General features: G+C 66.7%; 14 protein-coding genes and 1 tRNA gene. 8 read left to right on the top strand and 7 right to left on the bottom strand.

The window, feature by feature from the left end:
- The first annotated feature begins 36 nt into the window (after nucleotides 1-36).
- Both ACFWU2_RS20060 and ACFWU2_RS20055 read left to right on the top strand, forming a co-directional pair.
- Nucleotides 37-1257 (top strand): fatty acid desaturase family protein, encoded by a 1221-nt coding sequence (locus ACFWU2_RS20060; RefSeq protein WP_378610022.1) that lies wholly within the window; start codon nucleotides 37-39, stop codon nucleotides 1255-1257.
- A gap of 11 nt (nucleotides 1258-1268) precedes the next feature.
- Nucleotides 1269-1502, top strand: coding sequence for a hypothetical protein (locus ACFWU2_RS20055; protein WP_378610021.1), 234 nt, complete (start codon nucleotides 1269-1271; stop codon nucleotides 1500-1502).
- A gap of 104 nt (nucleotides 1503-1606) precedes the next feature.
- On the opposite strand, the gene gdhA is transcribed toward ACFWU2_RS20055, so the two are convergent.
- The 6 genes from gdhA to ACFWU2_RS20025 all read right to left on the bottom strand — a co-directional run bounded on the left by gdhA (nucleotide 1607) and on the right by ACFWU2_RS20025 (nucleotide 7373).
- Nucleotides 1607-2950 (bottom strand): NADP-specific glutamate dehydrogenase, encoded by a 1344-nt coding sequence (gdhA, locus tag ACFWU2_RS20050; protein ID WP_378610020.1) that lies wholly within the window; start codon nucleotides 2948-2950, stop codon nucleotides 1607-1609.
- Between the two features lie 314 nt (nucleotides 2951-3264).
- Nucleotides 3265-4236 (bottom strand): choloylglycine hydrolase, encoded by a 972-nt coding sequence (gene bsh / locus ACFWU2_RS20045; protein WP_378610019.1) that lies wholly within the window; start codon nucleotides 4234-4236, stop codon nucleotides 3265-3267.
- A 289-nt stretch (nucleotides 4237-4525) separates the two neighbouring features.
- Nucleotides 4526-4602 (bottom strand) — tRNA-Arg (locus ACFWU2_RS20040).
- A 49-nt stretch (nucleotides 4603-4651) separates the two neighbouring features.
- Complete coding sequence (locus ACFWU2_RS20035) at nucleotides 4652-5332, bottom strand: DedA family protein (protein ID WP_378610018.1); 681 nt, start codon at nucleotides 5330-5332, stop codon at nucleotides 4652-4654.
- 97 nt (nucleotides 5333-5429) lie between these two features.
- Entirely contained in the window at nucleotides 5430-6071 is a 642-nt protein-coding gene (locus tag ACFWU2_RS20030; RefSeq protein WP_378610069.1) for a response regulator, read from the bottom strand.
- A gap of 75 nt (nucleotides 6072-6146) precedes the next feature.
- Nucleotides 6147-7373 carry a sensor histidine kinase gene (locus ACFWU2_RS20025; protein WP_378610068.1) on the bottom strand — a complete coding sequence of 409 codons (1227 nt, stop codon included), beginning with the start codon at nucleotides 7371-7373 and terminating at the stop codon, nucleotides 6147-6149.
- Between the two features lie 202 nt (nucleotides 7374-7575).
- On the opposite strand from ACFWU2_RS20025, the gene ACFWU2_RS20020 reads away from it, so the two are divergent.
- Together ACFWU2_RS20020 and ACFWU2_RS20015 are read left to right on the top strand one after the other, a co-directional pair.
- A complete protein-coding gene (locus ACFWU2_RS20020; protein ID WP_378610017.1) occupies nucleotides 7576-8193 on the top strand; it encodes a DUF4352 domain-containing protein in 618 nt (205 codons plus the stop codon).
- A gap of 104 nt (nucleotides 8194-8297) precedes the next feature.
- Nucleotides 8298-10331: a cytochrome c oxidase assembly protein gene (locus ACFWU2_RS20015; protein WP_378610016.1), complete on the top strand. Its 2034-nt coding sequence runs from the start codon at nucleotides 8298-8300 to the stop codon at nucleotides 10329-10331.
- 22 nt (nucleotides 10332-10353) lie between these two features.
- On the opposite strand, the gene ACFWU2_RS20010 is transcribed toward ACFWU2_RS20015, so the two are convergent.
- Entirely contained in the window at nucleotides 10354-11115 is a 762-nt protein-coding gene (locus ACFWU2_RS20010) for a tryptophan-rich sensory protein (RefSeq protein WP_378610015.1), read from the bottom strand.
- A gap of 186 nt (nucleotides 11116-11301) precedes the next feature.
- Between ACFWU2_RS20010 and ACFWU2_RS20005 the strand changes: the two genes are divergently transcribed.
- The 4 genes from ACFWU2_RS20005 (at nucleotide 11302) to ACFWU2_RS19990 (ending at nucleotide 19582) form a co-directional block, all read left to right on the top strand.
- Nucleotides 11302-12477 (top strand): alpha/beta hydrolase family protein, encoded by a 1176-nt coding sequence (locus ACFWU2_RS20005; RefSeq protein ID WP_378610067.1) that lies wholly within the window; start codon nucleotides 11302-11304, stop codon nucleotides 12475-12477.
- Between the two features lie 72 nt (nucleotides 12478-12549).
- Entirely contained in the window at nucleotides 12550-14223 is a 1674-nt protein-coding gene (gene ettA, locus ACFWU2_RS20000; RefSeq protein ID WP_378610014.1) for an energy-dependent translational throttle protein EttA, read from the top strand.
- Between the two features lie 4 nt (nucleotides 14224-14227).
- Nucleotides 14228-14668, top strand: a complete 441-nt coding sequence (locus ACFWU2_RS19995) for an acyl-CoA thioesterase (RefSeq protein WP_378610066.1) — start codon at nucleotides 14228-14230, stop codon at nucleotides 14666-14668.
- A 105-nt stretch (nucleotides 14669-14773) separates the two neighbouring features.
- Nucleotides 14774-19582, top strand: a complete 4809-nt coding sequence (locus tag ACFWU2_RS19990; RefSeq protein ID WP_378610013.1) for an NAD-glutamate dehydrogenase — start codon at nucleotides 14774-14776, stop codon at nucleotides 19580-19582.
- Nucleotides 19583-19584: the final 2 nt, after the last annotated feature.

Below are 19584 nucleotides of genomic sequence, written 5' to 3'. Positions count from 1 at the left end.
AGCATCTACGATTCCTGAATACCACTGGAGGACACCATGTTCGGACTGTCCCTGCCCACCATTCCTTTTATCCCGTTCCTCTCCGGCTCATCCACGCCCGCCGAGCCCGAACCGCTGGTGCTCACCCGCGAGCACATCGACGAACTGGGACGAGAACTCGACGCGCTGCGCGAGCAGACCGTGGCGTCCCTCGGTGACGAGGACCGCGAATACATCTATCGCATCATCAAGGCGCAGCGCGGATTCGAAGTCGCCGGCCGAGGCCTGATGTTCTTCGGGTTCTTCCCGCCCGCATGGGTCGCGGGGGTCACGGCACTGAGCGTGTCGAAGATTCTCGACAACATGGAGATCGGGCACAACGTGATGCACGGCCAGTACGACTGGATGCGGGAACCGTCCTTGAACTCGCGCACGTTCGAGTGGGACACCGTGTGCCCGTCCGATCAATGGCGGCACTCGCACAACTACATGCACCACACGTACACGAACATCGTCGGCAAAGACCGTGACATCGGGTACGGGATCCTGCGCATGGACCCCAACCAGAAATGGCACCCGTACTACCTCGGCAACCCCGTCTACGCGACCGCACTGATGCTGCTGTTCGAGTGGGGAGTGATGATGCACGACGCGGAGGCGGAGAACATCGTCGCCGGCACCCGGTCGTGGCAGGAGGTCCTGCCGCTCGCGAAGGGCTGGTGGCGCAAGGTGCGTCGCCAGGTCGTCAAGGACTATGTGGCATTCCCGCTGCTCACCGGCCCACTGTTCGTGCCCACTCTGGTCGGCAATGCGACCGCGAACGTGGTCCGCAACGTGTGGGCCTACTCGATCATCTTCTGCGGGCACTTCCCGTCGGGCGTGCAGTCGTTCAGCGAGGACGACACCGCCGAGGAGACGCGGGGCGAGTGGTATGTCCGGCAGCTGCTCGGCAGCGCGAACATCTCCGGCTCACCGCTGTTCCACATCATGTCGGGCAACCTGTCGCACCAGATCGAGCACCACCTGTTCCCCGACCTTCCGGCGCATCGCTATCCGGAGCTCGCACCGCGCGTCCGCGAGCTGTGTGAGGAGTACGGGCTGCCCTACAACAGCCGGGGACTCACCGCTCAGGTCGGTTCGGTGTGGAAGAAGATCTTCACGTTCGCGCTGCCGCCGAATTGGGTGTCGCAGACCCCGGACATCTCGGTGCTTCTCGAGCGTTCGCCCCGCGAGCAGGCCGACGATGCTCCGGGTACCCTCGCACGGGAGAACGTCTGAGGGGGACTGCCATGGTCGGAAAGTTCGAACGCAACAAGGACACCATCCAGGAGATGACCGAATCGGCGGCGACACGCGTCGGCGCCATTGCGGGAATCATCACCGGAGCTGTCCGTGACGTCACCCGCGAGGTCGGCGGATGGATCACCGATGGAATCGAGATGCGCGAAGCTGCCCGCAAGGCGCGCAGCGACGAGGACCGCGGGGCTGCCGAGGGTGGCCCGACGGTCTCGACGACGGAGTAGCGCGCTGCGCACCCTCGCAGAAATTCAGACAGCAGAATAGTCAGCCACGAACGGCGGGCCCCGGAAATCCGGGGCCCGCCGTTCGTCGTCGGTGTGGAGAAACGTCAGATGACGCCGAGTGCGAACATCGCGTCCGCGACCTTCACGAAGCCCGCGATGTTGGCGCCGTGGATGTAGTCGCCCGGCTTGCCGTAGTCGGCCGCCGTCTCGACACACCGGGTGTGGATGTCGCGCATGATGCGGGCGAGGCGCTCGTCGGTGTAGTCGAAGTGCCACGAGTCGCGCGAGGCGTTCTGCTGCATCTCCAGCGCGGAGGTGGCGACACCACCGGCGTTGGCGGCCTTGCCCGGGGCAAAGCCGACACCGGCGTCGCGGAACACTGCGATGCCGCCGGGGGTGGTCGGCATGTTGGCGCCCTCGGCGACGACCTTGACGCCGTTCTTGACGAGGGTCTTCGCGGATTCCTCGTCCAATTCGTTCTGCGTGGCAGCGGGGAGCGCGATGTCGCAGGGAACGTTCCAGATGTTTCCACCGGGGTAGAACTCGGCGTCGCCGCGCTCGTCGACGTACTCGGAGATGCGTCCGCGCCGGACTTCCTTGATCTCCTTGAGCAGTTCGACGTCGATGCCCTTGGGATCGTGGATGTAGCCCGAGGAGTCGGAGCACGCGACCACGGTGCCGCCGAGCTGGTGGATCTTCTCGATGGCATAGATCGCGACGTTTCCGGAGCCGGACACGACTGCGGTGCGGCCTTCGACGGAGCTGCCGGCGTGCTTGGCCATCTCGGCGACGAAGTACGCGGCGCCGTAACCGGTGGCCTCCCGGCGCACCTGCGAACCGCCCCAGGTGATGCCCTTGCCCGTCAGCACGCCCGACTCGTACGAGTTCGTGAGGCGCTTGTACTGGCCGAACAGGTAGCCGATCTCGCGACCGCCGACTCCGATGTCGCCGGCCGGGACGTCGGTGTACTCACCGATGTGGCGATGCAACTCGGTCATGAAGGACTGGCAGAAGCGCATGATCTCCTGCTCGGAGCGACCCTTGGGGTCGAAGTCCGAACCGCCCTTGCCGCCGCCGATAGGCAGGCCGGTGAGCGCATTCTTGAAGATCTGCTCGAACCCGAGGAACTTGACGATGCCGAGGTTCACGCTGGGATGGAACCGCAGTCCGCCCTTGTACGGGCCGAGCACGCTGCTGTATTGCACGCGGAACCCGCGGTTGACGTGCACCTGACCGTGGTCGTCGATCCACGGCACGCGGAAGATGATCTGGCGTTCGGGCTCGCACAGGCGCTCGATGAGGCCGGATTCGAAGTAGCCGGGGTGGCGTTCGAGCACGACATGCAGGGACTCGAACACTTCGGCAGCTGCCTGGTGGAATTCAGGCTCGCCCGCGTTCCGGGCCTTGACCTGCTCGTAAATCTCTGCGATGCGGTCCGAAGTCGACACGCTACCTACCTGACTATGTGAGGATTCTGTAACACGGCCTTTACATCTGAACTATAGGACGTGACGCCTACCCACTGTTAGCCCGGTCCGCCGGTGCGATCGGAAACACACGGCCCTGAAGGGTGTCCGGCCGCAAAAGCCCAGGAAAAGATGTATGCGCGTGGGACCCCGGTGCGCGCTCCCGTCCCGCGATCGGAGGCGCGACCGGATCCCGTCCCGGTCGGGCGCCGGACGCTCCACCGCCGGGGTCCGGGGTGGACTCGGGCTCGCCGAGGGCGCGCGAAACCTCGGCCGCCCGGCACGGTCGGGCCGGGTCAGTTCTCCATCAGGATCTGCTGTCCCTTCACCAAGGGGTACGACACCACGTCACGTCCGTCCAGATCTTCCTTGTGCATGTCGACTCCGGTGATCTGACTGTTCTCGTACGTGCGGTAGTAGTAAATGCCCTTGTGCGTATTGCAGCACGACGAGTAGATGGTGATCTCGTATTTCTCCCCGAGACGGACACAGCCCCTCTGCTGCTCCACGGAACCGAGAATATGGAAGAACTGGCTGATCGCCTCGGACTCCGACCGGCCCGACACCGAATTCACCTTCGTGAACGCGGCTTTCACGAACCGGGACATCGAGGACAGATCTCCTGGCAAGCCGATAGCTCCCATGCCTCGGCTGTAGGTGTCGAACTGGATCTCCTTCGAGAAGAGCGCATCGGGCGGGTCAACCGACAAATTCATGTAGTTGTTGATATTGAACAACTGGATATCGAATGTGGGATTGTTGGCGAGAACCTGGATCGGGTTATCGTGGATTTTCAGGCCCTCCGCGACGGACTCGACCGTGATGGACTCGTTCCTGTCGGAGATGATCCAGTGCAGCGGAGACGGCGGAAACTCCGCGCTGAACGCGGTGTCGACGATCCGTACTTCTGCCAGCGCGCGTCGCACCTCGGCCACGGTCTCGAATTGCCCGAGAATCCAGGGGATGAATTCGAAGGACGCAACATTCGTTCCGTCGTCCGATGCGGGTTTGTAGTCGGCATTGTCGGGAAAATTGAGTCCCGCCATGCTCAAACCCTTTTCGTTGGTGGCGTCGTAGTAGAGCGGGTAACCGTCGGCCACGGTCGCCATGCCGATCATGGCGTGGTGGGTCGTCTGCGCGGGAACCTTCCGGAATTCGAAGGGGAAGTTCCTCGGCGTCACGGTGACCGCTTCACGATAGGAGTACTCGAGGTCCAGGTTGCGGCCGAAGTAGTGATCCTCAGCGGTGTAGTTGGCGGCTGTGCACATGTGACTACCTCCGAACTCGCGGCCCAACCCCGATGCTGTGAGGGAGCGAGGAGGGCACCATGTGGTTGCCTCGGTCGACGAAGGGAGAAGAGCGAAGAACTCCCCAACGCTCGTCGGTGTCCGATGCGCAGTGCTCACGGTATCCGAGGGGGAGCGTGCTCGTGGATGGTTCGGATACACCGGGTTCGGATGCACCGGAACGTCGCGGACAGGCGTACCAACTCGCCTGATGCGGACCGTGGGAATGGAAAAACCTTCGTCCCTGGGACGAAGGTTAGGACGGACATTGTGGTGCCCCCGGCAGGAATCGAACCTGCGACCTAGAGATTAGAAGGCTCTTGCTCTATCCAACTGAGCTACGGAGGCGCGGCCAGAATCTTAACGGCTCGGCGGGCAGCCGTGTGCGGGTACCCCTCTACGCGTTGCGCGCGGAGCCGGGGTTGTCCCCCTGGGCCTCCGGTGCGGCACCGTCCCCCGGTGGGGAGACGCGCGGAATGTCCACGTCGCCGCCCTTGACCCTCTGCAGTACGTGGTCGATCCCGATTCCCAGGACGACGGCAAAACAGACGGAGATGACGGCGCCGAGCAACGGCTGGGATTCGAACCAACCCCCGACGAGCCTGCCCATCAGCGACGAGTACAGAGCCCAGGTGATGCCGCCGAGGATGGTCAGCGGGACGAACTTCTTGCGAGGGTATCGAGTGGCGCCGGCGGTCATGTTCACGGCGATACGGCCGATCGGGATGTACCGGGCGGTGAGGATGACTGCCGCGCCGCGTTTGTCCAGTCCGCGGCGGGCCCACGCGAATGCGGCCTTGCCCTTGGAGGTCCGCATCCACCGGAACCGTTCCGTGCCGACCCGCCGTCCGATCGTGTACGCGATGTTGTCTCCGAGGATCGCTCCGACCGCTGCGATCACGATGATGGCGGCGAGGTACGGCCGCCCGGTCGAACCCGACAGCGACGCCAGAGTGACCAGCACCGTCTCGCTCGGTACCGGCGGGAAGAACCCGTCGACGGTGCACACCACGAAAAGCAGCGGGTAGACCCACAGCGCAGCCGCCTGACCGGTGATGAACTCGTTGATCACATCCATGGGCTGGTGGTGTGCTCCCGTCGGGTATCGCGCATGTGCTCACCCCACGGTATGCGGTCGAGGCGGAAGTGGGAACGACCTCGGCGCCGCGAAGGGCTCAGGCGACCAGTCCGGCCCGGAACGCGGCCAGAGCCGCCTCCACTCGGTTGCGGGTACCGAGTTTGGTGAAGACCGCCGAAATATGCGTCTTGACAGTGGTTTCGCTCAGGAACAGGCGGCCGGCGATATCGGCGTTGGACGCCCCGGTGGCCAGCACCCGCAACACGTCGCGCTCCCGCTCGGACAGCCGGGTGAGGTCCGTCACCGCGGGCGCCGGGGTCGCCGCGCGGTGGTGTGCCACGATTCGGCGCAGCGAGTCGGCGCTGAACAGTGTGTTGCCCGCAGCGACCGCGCGCACCGACTGATGGAACGTCTGCGGAGGCTCGTCCTTGCTCAGGAAACTGTGAGCGCCGGCAGCGACGGCCTGGACGACGAGATCGTCGACGTCCATCGCCGTCATGGCGATCACGCGGGGCGGGTGGGGCATCGACATGAGTTGCCGGGTCGCGTCCAGGCCACCGACCCGGCGCATCTTCAGATCCATCAGCACCACGCGCGGCGAGAACCGGTGGACGGCGTGGGGGACCCGGTCGCCGTCGTCGACATCGGCCACGACCACGATGTCGTCGGTCGCGGCGAAGATGTCGGTTACGCCACGGCGAACGAAGGGGTCGTCGTCGACGACGAGCACGGTGATCATCTCGGCAGCAGTGGGCACAGATCGAGCCTAGGACCCGACCCCGACAGGCGTGATCCGCTCGTGCTGAAGCGCCTGTCAGGCCGACCAGGGCACCCAGCAGTCCACGACGAACTCGGAGCCCACCACCCCGGCCCGGAGCGTGCCCCCGATCTGATGTGCTTGCTCGGCGAGACCGGTCAGGCCCGCCCGCGAGCCGATCGGCACGGTCGGAGGCAACGAGCTGAGCCCATTGCGCACGTCGATCCGGATGCCCTGGTCGGCAGCGCCGGTGATGGTGATGCGCACCGTCTGGTCCGACGCGTACTTCTGGATGTTGGTGAGGGCTTCCTGCACAACCCGGTACGTCACGTGGCCCGACACGGTGCCGACGTCGCCGGGCTGGAGATCGGTGAACAAGACGGTGTGCAGCCCGGCCGCGCGCGCGGACTGGACGAGATCGGCCACGGCATCGATCCCCTGATGTCCGCTGGCCCGCGGCGCGCCGGCCGTCCCACGAAGCACACCGACGATGCTCTTGAGCTCGTCGAGAGCTTCGTGCGCGGTGCTGCGGATCATCGCGGCCGTATTGGCTATCTTCTGCGGATCGTCGGACCCGCCGACCTGAAGCGCTCCGGCGAACAACGAGATGCGGCTCAGTCCCGCAGCGAGCGTGTCGTGCATGTCGCGCGCGATCCGGGTCCGCTCCTCGGCGCGGATCATCTCGTCGTGGAAGGTCCGTGTTTTCGCCGTCGCGCGGTCACGCACGTGTTCGGCGACGCTCAGCTGTGAACGCGTCTGTTCGAGCAGGGCGAACACCACCACGATCGTGACGAGCGCCGCCGCGACCAGCCAGGGGATCCACCAGGCGATCTCCCACATCGGCTTGGGGGCGGTGTCGTCCGGGCGCATCGTGCCCATCGTGAGTACGGAATTGTCGCGCGTGCGGTGCGCGTCGTAGGTGAGCGAGATCCCGCACACGACGAAGACGGCACCGGCGGCTCCCGCGAGTCGTCCGGTGCGTTCGGACTTGACCACGGCGTAGAGCGCGATGAGCGCGGCGGTGGCATCGGTCGAGAACAGCAACGGGCTGATGAGCGTGACGGCGAGCACGGTCCAGGGATGGTCGTGTCGCCACACCAGGGCAGCCGCCGCGACGAGGCTCAGCACGAAGCCGAGGGCGTAGTTCCACTCGGGGACCGTGTTCGAGTCCGACGACAGGCCCATCGCGAGCAGCGTGCAGAACACGCTCAGTGTCACAGCGGCGGTGGTCCAGACACGCCGACGCCACACCGGGCGTCGTAAGTCCTGACCGGAAGTAACCATCACTTCGTGCACGCTACGCACCTCCGCCGACGACCCGCATGGTCCGAACGGTCCGCACAGCGAACGCGGTCGGTCCGAAAGGAGGAGGAGCTCTGTCCGATCGGACGAGGTGCCGGACCGGGCAACTCGGGTGAGCTGTTCACACCGGAGGAGCGGCACCGTCCGCTCCGAATCTCCAGCCCGAGAACTGAGGAGAAGCGTCATGACTCACCCGATTTCGTACCCCGACCCGAACCAGAACCCGTCCGGACAGCCGCCGCGCGCCAAGCGCCGGATCTGGCCCTGGATCGTCGTCGGTGTGCCCGTCCTCCTGTTCGGTGCATGCTCCATCGCCGTGGTCTCCAGCGTCGGCGGCGAGAAGGAGGCCACCGTCACCTCCGGTCCCGCCGGCGAAGAGGCAGTGGCCGATCGGGGCCCGGAATTCTCCGGGAAGCTCGACCACGACACCGCCGCGGTGGCCGGCGCCACCATCACCCGCGACGATCTCGCCTACACCGTCGGGCCGCTCCAGCTCATCGACTCCGTACTGGGCAGCTACCTCTGCAGCGACGTGACGATCGTCAACGTCGGCACAGACCAGAACGACTTCAACGGATACATGGACTGGCATGTGCAGGACGCCGGCGGCGCGATCCGCGATTCCACGTTCGGCGCCGACCGTCCGATGCTCAATTCGGGCCGCCTCGCTCCGGGCGGCACCGCAACCGGCAACGTGTGCTTCGACGCTCGGGCCGGTGCCGCTCCCGGAACGTACGTCGTCCTGTACGAGGACACGTTCTCGCTGTCGACCGATCGGCTCGCCTGGGTTTCGACCCTCTGAGGCGCTTGTCTGCCGAGCCCGTCGGAGTGATCGCCGACGGGCCGTCGGAGTGATCTCCGACGGGCCGTCGTAGGCACGGTTCGGGAGGTCCTACCCTGGTAGGCATGGCAGCACCCGAGCTCGCGTCCGACGCGCAGCATTCAGTGCCCGCGTCCGGACGCGGGAACCCGTCTGTTTTGTTCGTCCTCTTCGGCGTCCTCGCCGCCATCGTCGCGGCGCTCGTCGTCGGCGCGTCCGCCGCGCAGGCGCTGGTGCTCCTCGGTATCCCGGACCCAGGGGCCTTGACCACCTACGGTCTGCCCGCGGTTCGCGCGGTGTCCGAAATCGCGACCGTGATCACCATCGGTTCGCTGTTCTTCGCGGCGTTCCTCGTGCCGCCGCAGAAGAACGGTGTCCTCGATGTCGACGGGTACCGCGCGGTCCGGACCGCAGGTATTGCGGCCGTGGTGTGGGCCGCGACGGCCGCGCTGCTCGTGCCTCTGACCCTGTCCGACACCTCCGGCGCGCCGTTTACCGAAGCGCTCCGGCCGGAGAACCTGTTCAGTGCGCTCGGCCAAGTGGAGACCGCGTCGGCCTGGGCCTGGACGACGGTGCTGGCCCTGATCACCGCGCTGCTGATCCGGATGGCGGTGCGCTGGTCGTGGGTGCCCTATCTGCTTCTGCTGTCGCTGGTGGCATTGATGCCGGTCGCGCTGACGGGCCACTCGTCCTCGGGCGGATCGCACGACCTCGCCACCAACAGCCTCGTGCTGCACCTCGTGGCCGCGTCGGTCTGGGCCGGCGGCCTGTTCGCGCTGCTCGCGCATTCGTGGCGCGGCGGCGCGTACACCGACGTCGCGGCGCGCCGGTTCTCCTTCGTCGCCGGTCTGGCGTTCGTGGTCATGGCCGTCACCGGCGTGATCAACGCGGGAGTGCGGGTCTCGCTCGACGATCTGACGACGACCACGTACGGCAGGCTCCTGATCGCCAAGATCGTGGCACTGGTCCTGCTCGGGCTGTTCGGCTGGATGCAGCGCCGCCGTGCACTTCCGGCGCTCGAAGCCGACCCGACCAGCCGGGGTGCCCTCGTCCGGTTCGCAGCCGTCGAGTCGTTCGTCCTCGCCGCGACGGTGGGCCTGGCCGTCGGGTTGGGCCGCACCCCACCGCCCGCCCCGGACGCCGTGCCCACGGTTCAGGAAGTGGCGCTCGGATACAACCTCGAGGTGCCCCCGACCTTCGCCAACCTGTTCTTCGAGCAGTGGCGATTCGACCTCATCTTCGGCACCCTCGCGATCGTCCTGGCCGTCGCCTACGCCATCGGCCTGTGGACGCTGCGCAAGCGCGGTGACGCCTGGCCGCTGGGCCGGAGCATCGCGTGGTTCTCGGGTTGCTTCGTGCTGCTGGTCGCCACATCGTCGGGCGTCGGCATGTATTCCGCCGCGATGTTCAGCGTGCACATGGGCGCGCACATGGCCATGTCGATGCTCGCGCCGGTGCTCCTGGCACTCGGCGGTGCGATGACGCTGGCGCTGCGCGCGTTCAAGCCGGCCGGCCGCAGTGCTCCTCCGGGACCACGCGAGTGGATCCTCGAGTTCCTGCACAGTCCGCCGTCGCGGTTCTTCACTCACCCGATCGTCGCGTCGGTGATGTTCGTCGGCGGCTTCTACGCCTTGTATCTCGGTGGCATCTTCGAGACGTTCGCCGACAGCCACACCGCGCACGTGCTGATGAATCTGCACTTCCTGATGAGCGGTTATCTCTTCTACTGGGTGGTGATCGGCGTCGATCCGTCGCCACGCGACCTGCAGCCGGTCACGAAACTCGGCATGGTCTTCGGTTCGCTCCCGTTCCACGCGTTCTTCGGCGTCACCCTCATGAGCATGGGCTCGGTGATGGCCGAGTCGTACTACCGCGGTCTCGCGCTGCCGTGGAACTACGATTTGTTCGACGACCAGAAGGTCGGCGGCAGTATCGCGTGGTCGGCGGGGGAGATCCCGCTCGTGCTCGTCATGCTCGCGCTGCTCGTGCAGTGGTCGCGCAGCGACACCCGGACCGCGCGCCGGGTGGACCGGGCTGCGGATCGGGACGAAGACGCCGACCTCGCCGCGCACAACGCGATGTTCGCGGAGTTGGCCCGTCGAGATCAGGAAGCGCGGTAGCGGGAGCGCCTGCGCTTCGACGTCACGCCGGGTTTCGCGTGCGGGCCCGTTCGGTGGTGATCCGCACGGCAACCGCGGCCACCACCGCCACGACAGCGGCGACCGCCGCCGCAACCGCCGCCGGTGTCGAGTTCCAGCCGTCGTCGGCGGTGCGGCCGACCGCGATCCAGCCCAGACCCCAGGCCATGGCCGCGGCAACCGCGAGACGTCCGTGCCCGGCGAACGCGACCACCACCGACACCGCCGCGACCACGGCGAGGATCACCACGGCCCACACGTCGGCGCCCCACCCGAACGGATCGATGTCCGCGGAGTTCAGGGCCGCCGCGGTGTTGGCGACCGTGGCGACCGCGACCCACCCCAGGTAGACGAACATCGTGCCGTCGACGACGACAGCCTCGAGGCGGCTCGACGGAGCAGACGCCGTGAGCCCGAGGAATACGCGAACCAGGACCGCGAGCAGCGCGACGATCACCACCACGCTGAGGCCGACCTGATCGATCTGGATCGTCCCGATCCACAAGACGTTGAGAAGCATCGATGCGGCGATCCACCAGCCGAGAGCCCGTTGCCGCGGGTCGGTGTGGTGGGCGGGCAGCAGTTGCCACACGGCCAGGGCGATCAGCCCGATGTAGATCAGCGTCCAGATCGAGAACGCGGCGCCGCCGGGGGCAACCGCCGTCGCATCCGACGCGAGGGCTCCGCCCGCCGCTTCGGCGACGGGCGTCCCGGCGACCGCGCCGGAGCCGAGGAACGAGCCCGCGACGGCGATCACCGCGCTCACCGCCACCGTGACGACGCGTACGACGTCCCGCCCGGTCCTGGACCCGACGGCCGGAGTCGACGACGTTGAGGAATGTGACGTCGAGGAATGTGATGTCATGCACATTGGTTGCCCGGCGCGGCGCGCGCCCAATCGGAATCTGTCCGGATCCGAACTTCGACACCGGCTGCCCGGTTTGCCCGTATGGTGCACGCTGTGACTGCGCGCAGGGGGACGGACGAGACGAGATCGCACGGACGTGTCGAGAGTGTGATCGCGGGTTTTCTCGCGTGTTTTCTTGCCGTCGGAGCGCCCGTTGCCGTCTCCGGTACAGCGCACGCCCAGCCGGCACCCGGAGCGGTGGTGTCGGATGGGCCTCTCGAGGCGCGGCTGTCGCTGCCCGGAGCAACGTCCGCTCGGACGATTTCCTACACGACGCAGTGGCGCTCGGGTGAGACGACGACTGCCACCGGGGTGGTGTTCGTACCCGGCGGCGAACCTCCCGTGGACGGCCGGCCCGTCGTCGCCTGGGCGCACGGCACCACCGGTCTCGACGACGACTGCGCTCCCTCCCGTAACCCGCGTAGTGAACGCGACACCGCTTACCTCGAGCATTGGCTCGACCAGGGATATGCCGTCGTCGCGGCCGACTACCCGGGCCTCGGATCGGATGGTCTGCATCGATACCTCGACGGGCAGAGCGCCGCGAACAGCATCGTCGATCTCGTGCGCGCCGCGCGCGCGGTGGAGCCGTCGCTGTCGGAGCGCTGGGCGGTCGTCGGGCAGTCGCAAGGAGGGCACGCGGCGCTGCACACGGCGAACACAGCCACCGACCGCGCGCCCGAACTCGACTTCCGCGGAACACTCACGACGGGGGCGCCGTCGAATCTCGAACTGGTCTTCCCGATCGGTTTCCCGGAGTTTCCCGATCTTCCGCTCGACGGACTGACCGCCTTCGGCGCGTTCATCTTCGCAGGGCTGCGCGAGGCGGATCCGGAACTCGATCTCGACGGCTACCTCACCGGCCTCGGGCGGGAAGTCGTCGATGCGGCGGAGTCGCTGTGTTACGACGAGATGCTCGCGCGCTACACCGGCGTCGGGATCGGGGACCTGCTCGCCCGACCGCTAGGCGACGACCGATTCCCGGCGGCCCTCGCCGACTACCTGGGAGTTCCGGTGAACGGTTACGACCGGCCGCTGTTTCTCGCCCAGGGTCTCGACGACCGGGTCGTGCCGGCGCCGTTGAGTGTCAAGCTCGTCGCGGATCTGTGGGCCGGGGGAGCGCAACCCCGATTCGCCACCTACCCCACGGGACATTCGGAGACCATGGCCGCGTCGCTTCCGGACACCACACCGTTCGTCGCGGAGTTGTTCGCGGGCTGATCGGAGGTCCCCCTCGGGCGGGACGACGCGCAGGATGTGGGTTATCCCGCCCGGCCGGATACGCTGGTCGTCATGGCGGAGTTCATTTACACGATGAAGAAGGTGCGCAAGGCGCACGGTGACAAGGTCATCCTCGATGACGTCACCATGAGCTTCTACCCGGGCGCGAAGATCGGCGTCGTGGGACCCAACGGCGCGGGAAAGTCGTCGATCCTCAAGATCATGGCGGGCTTGGATCAGCCCAGCAACGGTGAGGCTTTCCTCGATCCGGACGCGACGGTGGGCATCCTCCTGCAGGAGCCCCCGCTCAACGAGGAGAAGACGGTCAAGCAGAACGTCGAGGAGGGCCTCGGCGACATCAAGGTCAAGCTCGACCGGTTCAACGAGATCGCCGAACTGATGGCGACCGACTACTCCGACGAACTGATGGAAGAGATGGGCGTCCTCCAGGAGGAGCTCGATCACGCCAACGCGTGGGATCTCGACTCGCAGCTCGAACAGGCGATGGACGCGCTGCGCTGCCCGCCGCCGGACGAGCCCGTCACGCACCTCTCCGGTGGTGAGCGCCGCCGTGTCGCGCTGTGCAAGCTTCTGCTGAGCAAGCCGGACCTGCTGCTCCTCGACGAGCCCACCAACCACCTCGACGCCGAGTCCGTGCTCTGGCTCGAGCAGTTCCTCGCGTCGTACCCCGGCGCAGTCCTGGCCGTCACTCACGACCGGTACTTCCTCGACCACGTCGCGCAGTGGATCTGTGAGGTCGACCGCGGCAAGCTGCACCCGTACGAGGGCAACTACTCGACGTATCTGGAGAAGAAGGCCGAGCGCCTCGAGGTGCAGGGCAAGAAGGACCAGAAGCTGCAGAAGCGCCTCAAGGAGGAGCTCGAGTGGGTCCGGTCCGGTTCGAAGGCCCGGCAGACGAAGAGCAAGGCGCGCCTCGGACGTTACGAGGAGATGGCAGCGGAAGCCGAGAAGCACCGCAAACTCGACTTCGAAGAGATCCAGATCCCGACGCCTCCGCGCCTGGGCAACGTCGTCGTGGAGGTCGAACACCTCGACAAGGGCTTCGACGGCCGCGTTCTCATCAAGGACCTGTCGTTCACCCTGCCGCGCAACGGCATCGTCGGCGTGATCGGTCCCAACGGCGTGGGTAAGACCACGCTGTTCAAGACCATCGTGGGTCTCGAGGAGCCCGATTCGGGCATCGTCAAGGTGGGCGACACCGTCAAGCTGAGTTACGTCGACCAGAACCGGTCCAACATCGACCCCACCAAGAACGTGTGGGAAGTCGTGTCGGGCGGCATGGACTACATCGAGGTCGGGCAGAACGAGATGCCGTCGCGCGCGTACGTCAGCGCGTTCGGTTTCAAGGGACCGGATCAGCAGAAGAAGGCCGGCGTGCTCTCCGGCGGTGAGCGCAACCGGCTGAACCTCGCGCTGACCCTCAAAGAGGGCGGCAACCTGATCCTGCTCGACGAACCGACCAACGACCTCGACGTGGAGACCTTGAGTTCGCTCGAGAACGCGCTGCAGCAGTTCCCGGGCTGCGCCGTCGTGATCTCCCACGATCGCTGGTTCCTCGACCGCACCTGTACCCACATCCTCGCCTGGGAAGGCAATGTCGAGGAAGGCAAGTGGTTCTGGTTCGAGGGCAACTTCGAGGCGTACGAAGCCAACAAGGTCGAGCGTCTCGGTGCGGATGCGGCACGTCCGCACCGCGTCACCCACCGGAAGCTCACTCGTGACTGATCGTCTGGAAACGAAGCCGAACGGTGTCGGGACGGACACCGTCGGCGAGCCGTTCCGTTGTTCGATCGAGGTGCGCTGGGCCGACTCCGATCGGCTCGGTCACGTCAACAACACCAAAGTCGTCGAGTACATGCAGGAAGCGCGGATCAAGTTCCTGGTCAGCAACCTCTCGGCGCGCGGTGTCGTCGCGGTCCGCAAGATGGACGCCGAGTTCCTGCGGCCCATCAAGGACGCATCGGGTCCGCTCGATGTCGAGATCGCCGTATTGCACGTGGGTACCTCTTCATTCACGCTGCGCCACACGATCCTCGACCGGCACGGGGTGGTGTGTGCCCACGGGGATGCGGTTCTCGTCGGGTTCGACGTACACACCGATCGGTCGAGGCCGTTGAGCGATCTCGAACGTGAGGTCCTCGACCGGTACCGGGTCGCGGCCCCGGGCTGACAGCCCGCGTGTCCGGCCCCCAACCTGTGGCGCCGCGGATAGGCTCGATCTCGGGCCCGTCCGCGGCGCTCGTTTTGTCCGACAAGCAGGTCAGGGAGTGAAGTAATGGCGGATTCAACTGCGTCGCAACTGGATTCGTCGTTGGTGGCGACTCTCGTGCAGGTGTACGAGCAGTCGGGCGAGGAAATCGGCGCACCCGTGGCAGTGGCCGCCGCACATCTCGAACTGGGACGCGAGCGCGCGCCGGGCACCGCGGCGATCCGGGTCCATCCGCCGGTTGACGACGCACTGGGCTCGACCGCCCAGATCGTCACCGACGACATGCCCCTCCTCGTCGAGGCCGTCCTGGCACTCTTCGCCCGCCTCGGAGTGGGTGTCGATGCGGTGGTGCACCCGGAGTTCTCGGTACTGCGCGACGACGCGGGACTGCTGCGCGACCTCTCGCCCGGAAACCCGTCGCTCGACGCCGAGGACCCGGTACACCGGATCGCCGAGTCGTGGATGCACGTGCAGTTCGCCCTCGGGGCCGACGGGCCCACAGTCGACACGATCGACGACGGACTCCGCCGTGCGCTGGCCGAAGTGCGGCAGGTGGTCTCCGACACCGGACCGATGCTTGCACTTCAGCGCGAACTCGCCGGTGCACTCGACGCGCTCGCGGTCGTTCCGCCACCGCAGCACACCGCCACCGTTCTCGCCGAAACCGCCGATCTGTTGCGCTGGCTCGCCCGCGGGCATTTCACCATGCTCGGTTACCGGCGCTACGAGTTCGTCGACACCGACGGATCAGGCGTGGTCCGAGCGCGGTCCGTCCGGGGCAGCGGTCTGGGAGTCCTGCGCACCGAGGGCCCCGACAGCGATCCGCTCGAGTTGCCGCCCGGTGCGCATCCCGACCGGCGGCCGTTGCTGGTACTGACCCAGGGGGCACTGCCCACGACCGTGCACCGCTCGGTCTATCCGTACTTCGTGGGGATCGCGGTGCTCGACGCCGACGGTCGCGTGGTCGGTGAGCACCGCTTCCTCGGAGTGCTGACGGTGACAGCGCTCAACGACAACATCCTCGACATCCCGCTCATCTCGCGCCGGGTACGTGCCGTGATCGCCCGAGCCCACGTGGATATTTCGTCGTACAGCGGTCAGGCGATGCTCGAGATCATGCAGACCATCCCGCGTGCCGAACTCTTCTCGATGGACACCGCCACGCTCTACGACACCGTCACCTCGGTGGTCGACATCCGCAGGCAGGTCCGGTTGTTCGTGCGTGTCGACACGCACCGCCGGTACGTGTCGTGCCTGGTGTACCTGCCCCGCGATCGGTACACGACGAAGGTCCGCATCGCGATGCAGGAGATCCTCCTGAGCGAATACGGAGGCGGAGTCCTCGACTACACCGCGCGGGTCTCGGAGGGGGAGTTGGCTCTCCTGCACGTCACCATCAGGTTCCCGGGGCGCGGCCGGCACGAGATCGACACCTCCGACGAGAACCGCACCCGGATCCAGGCGCTGCTCGCGGAGACCAGCCGGAACTGGACCGATCGACTTTCCGAAGCTGCCGCAGGCGATTCCCGCGTCGACGCCGCACTGGTGCAGCGATACGCCGACGCGGTGCCGGAGGCCTACAAGGAGGATTTCCCGTCGGAGCGCGCTCTCTCCGATCTGGTGGTGCTCGAGTGTCTGCGGGTCGGTGAGATCGAGACTCGTCTCTGCAGGTCCGACGGCGCAGCGCCCGGGGCGTGGCGCTTCACCCTGTACGTCGGCGACGAGCCGGTCACCCTCGGCCGGGTGCTTCCGGTGCTGCAAAGCCTCGGTGTCCAGGTCATCGACGAGCGTCCGTACCGGGTTCCACGATCCGACGGAATCGATTGCTGGATCTACGATTTCGGTCTCGGACTTCCGGGTGATCTCGCGCCGGACGCTCTGGACTCCGACCCGACACTCGCGGGTCGTTTCACCGACATGTTCGTCGTCGCCTGGCGCGGTGACTCCGAAACCGACAGATTCAACGAACTGGTGCTGCGCGCCGGGCTGGTGTGGCGCCAGGTGGTCATGCTGCGTGCGTATGCGAAGTACCTGCGGCAGACCGGTTTTCCGTACAGTCAGCACACCATTGAAGGCGTACTGCTCGACTACCCCGAGATCACGGTCCTGCTGGTCCGGCTGTTCGAGGCCCGATTCGATCCGGAGGCTGCCGAATCCGAGAGTGAAGAACGCATCTCCGGCGAGCTCAGGTCGACGATCGAGGCCGTGACAGGACTGGTCCCCGACCGGATCCTGCGGGGACTGTTCTCGCTGATCCGCTCCACCCTGCGCACCAACTACTTCGTCCCCGCGGACGACGATTCCGCCCGCGGCCGTGTCCTGTCGATGAAGCTCGATCCGGCCGGCATCGCCGAACTCCCGCAGCCACGACCGAAGTTCGAGATCTTCGTCTACGCACCCGATGTGGAGGGCGTGCACATGCGGTACGGCGCCGTCGCGCGCGGCGGTCTCCGGTGGTCCGACCGCCGTGAGGACTACCGCACCGAGGTTCTCGGGCTCGTCAAAGCGCAGGCGGTGAAGAACGCCGTGATCGTCCCCGTCGGGGCGAAGGGCGGGTTCGTCGTCAAGCACACGCCGCAACCGACCGGCGACGCCGCCGCCGATCGTCGAGCCGTCCGCGAGCGCGGCGAACAGTGCTACCGCAGGTTCATCTCCGGACTGCTCGACGTCACCGACAACCTCGATCGGTCGCGCACCACCGTGATCCCACCGGAACGGGTCGTGCGCCACGACACCGACGACACCTACCTCGTGGTGGCCGCCGACAAGGGCACCGCGTCCTTCTCGGACCTGGCCAATTCGGTTGCGGCCGACTACGGCTTCTGGCTCGGTGACGCGTTCGCATCCGGCGGCTCGGCCGGATACGACCACAAGGAGATGGGCATCACCGCGCGCGGCGCATGGGAGAGCGTCAAGCGGCACTTCCGTGAGCGCGGACTCGATACGCAGTCGGAGAATTTCACCGTCGCCGGTATCGGTGACATGAGCGGCGACGTGTTCGGCAACGGGATGTTGCTCAGCGAGCACATCCAGCTCGTCGCCGCATTCGACCACCGCCACATCTTCCTCGATCCGGAGCCCGACGCGGCTCGCTCGTTCGCCGAACGACGGCGGATTTTCGAGCTTCCCCGCTCGTCGTGGGCCGACTACGACCCGGCACTGATCGGCGAGGGCGGGGGAGTCTGGGAACGGACCCGCAAATCGCTCCCCGTCAGCGAACAGGCCCGCCGGGTGCTCGCCCTGGCCGACGACGTCACCGAACTCACCCCGTCCGAACTGATCCGGGCGATCCTGCGCGCCCCGGTCGACCTGCTGTGGAACGGCGGCATCGGCACCTACATCAAGGCGTCCTCGGAATCCCACGCCGACGTCGGGGACAAGAGCAACGACTCTGTGCGCGTCGACGGCGAAAGTGTGCGGGCACGGGTGGTCGGCGAAGGCGGCAATCTCGGGGTGACGCAACTCGGGCGTATCGAATACGCCCGCACCGGCGGAAAGATCAACACCGACGCGATCGACAACTCGGCGGGCGTGGACTGCTCCGACCACGAGGTCAACATCAAGATCCTGCTCGACTCGATGGTGACCGCCGGCGAACTCCGGACCGAGGACCGTAATCCGCTGCTCGCCTCCATGACCGACGACGTCGCGGAACTCGTGCTCGCCGACAACATCGGGCAGAACAATGTCCTGGGTCTCGAGCGGGCGGCCGCGCCGTCGATGCTCGGTGTGCACCAGCGGCTCCTCGGTGCGCTCGAAGCCGAGCACGGACTCGACCGCCGCCTCGATGCGTTACCCGACGACGCCGAGATCGCACGCCGGTTCACGGCGGGGGAGGGTCTCACCTCGCCCGAGTTGTCCCAGCTGCTCGCCCACGTCAAGCTCGCCCTCGTCGAGGAACTGCTCGCCACCGACGTGCCCGACAGCGACACGTTCGCGTCGCGCCTGCCCGGCTATTTCCCGCCCGCGCTCCGGGATCGGTTCGTCACCGGAATCAAGGCGCACCCGCTCCGCCGGCAGATCGTCGCGACCATCCTCGCGAACGAAACCGTCGACAACGGCGGAATCTCCTTCGTGTACCGGCTGACAGAAGAGACCGGAGCGTCGAGCACCGACGCGATTCGCGCGTACGCCGCGGTCACGGCGATCTTCGGGCTGCCCGCGATCTGGGACCGGGTCCGCAGCGAGCGACTTCCCACCGACGTCGAGGACGACCTGCTCCTCGAGTCACGTCGTGTCCTGGACCGCGCGTCGCGGCGGCTGCTCTCGACACGGCCGCAACCACTCGCGGTGGGCGCGGAGATCAGCCGGTACCGCGACCGTTTCGCACGACTCGCCCCGCGGGTCGGCGAATGGGTGCGGGGGCACCACGTCGAAGACTTCGCCCGCAGGACCCGGCCCGTGCTGGATCGGGGTGCTCCGGCCGAACCCACGGATGCGGTGTACTACCTCCTCGTCCAGTTCGCGCTGCTCGATGTCATCGACGTCGCGGACGTCGTCGAGCGGGAGGACGAGGAGGTTGCGGAGCTGTACTACGCACTCGACGCGCATCTCGGAATCGACCGCCTTCTCAGTGCGGTCTCTGCCCTCGAACGGGGAGACCGCTGGCATTCCCTCGCCCGCTTGGCATTACGCGACGACCTGTACGGATCGTTGAGCGCCTTGGTGCTCGACGTGTTCGCCGGGGCGGAACCGGGCGAGACCACCGCGGAGATGATCGAGGACTGGGAGTTGTCCAACGGGTCGAGGCTCGTGCGTGCGAGGGCGGCGCTCGAGGAGATCTTCGCGTCTGGGAACCTGGACCTCGCCATCCTGTCGGTGGCGGCACGTCAGATCAGAAGCATGGTGCGCACGGGCGCATCCGATCGGAGGTAACG

The sequence above is a fragment of the Rhodococcus sp. NPDC058639 genome, assembly GCF_042717545.1.
Classification (GTDB): domain Bacteria; phylum Actinomycetota; class Actinomycetes; order Mycobacteriales; family Mycobacteriaceae; genus Rhodococcus.
This window is presented reverse-complemented; position numbering and strand designations above follow the sequence as displayed.

What these genes read in the sequence shown, in the direction of transcription:
- ACFWU2_RS20055 (WP_378610021.1), top strand. Translation starts at nt 1,269, where the DNA reads ATGGTCGGAAAGTTCGAACGCAACAAGGACACCATCCAGGAGATGACC.
- bsh (WP_378610019.1), bottom strand. Translation starts at nt 4,236, where the DNA reads ATGTGCACAGCCGCCAACTACACCGCTGAGGATCACTACTTCGGCCGC.
- ACFWU2_RS20060 (WP_378610022.1), top strand. Translation starts at nt 37, where the DNA reads ATGTTCGGACTGTCCCTGCCCACCATTCCTTTTATCCCGTTCCTCTCC.
- ACFWU2_RS20020 (WP_378610017.1), top strand. Translation starts at nt 7,576, where the DNA reads ATGACTCACCCGATTTCGTACCCCGACCCGAACCAGAACCCGTCCGGA.
- ACFWU2_RS20025 (WP_378610068.1), bottom strand. Translation starts at nt 7,373, where the DNA reads ATGGTTACTTCCGGTCAGGACTTACGACGCCCGGTGTGGCGTCGGCGT.
- ettA (WP_378610014.1), top strand. Translation starts at nt 12,550, where the DNA reads ATGGCGGAGTTCATTTACACGATGAAGAAGGTGCGCAAGGCGCACGGT.
- ACFWU2_RS19990 (WP_378610013.1), top strand. Translation starts at nt 14,774, where the DNA reads ATGGCGGATTCAACTGCGTCGCAACTGGATTCGTCGTTGGTGGCGACT.
- ACFWU2_RS20015 (WP_378610016.1), top strand. Translation starts at nt 8,298, where the DNA reads ATGGCAGCACCCGAGCTCGCGTCCGACGCGCAGCATTCAGTGCCCGCG.
- ACFWU2_RS20035 (WP_378610018.1), bottom strand. Translation starts at nt 5,332, where the DNA reads ATGGATGTGATCAACGAGTTCATCACCGGTCAGGCGGCTGCGCTGTGG.
- ACFWU2_RS20030 (WP_378610069.1), bottom strand. Translation starts at nt 6,071, where the DNA reads ATGATCACCGTGCTCGTCGTCGACGACGACCCCTTCGTTCGCCGTGGC.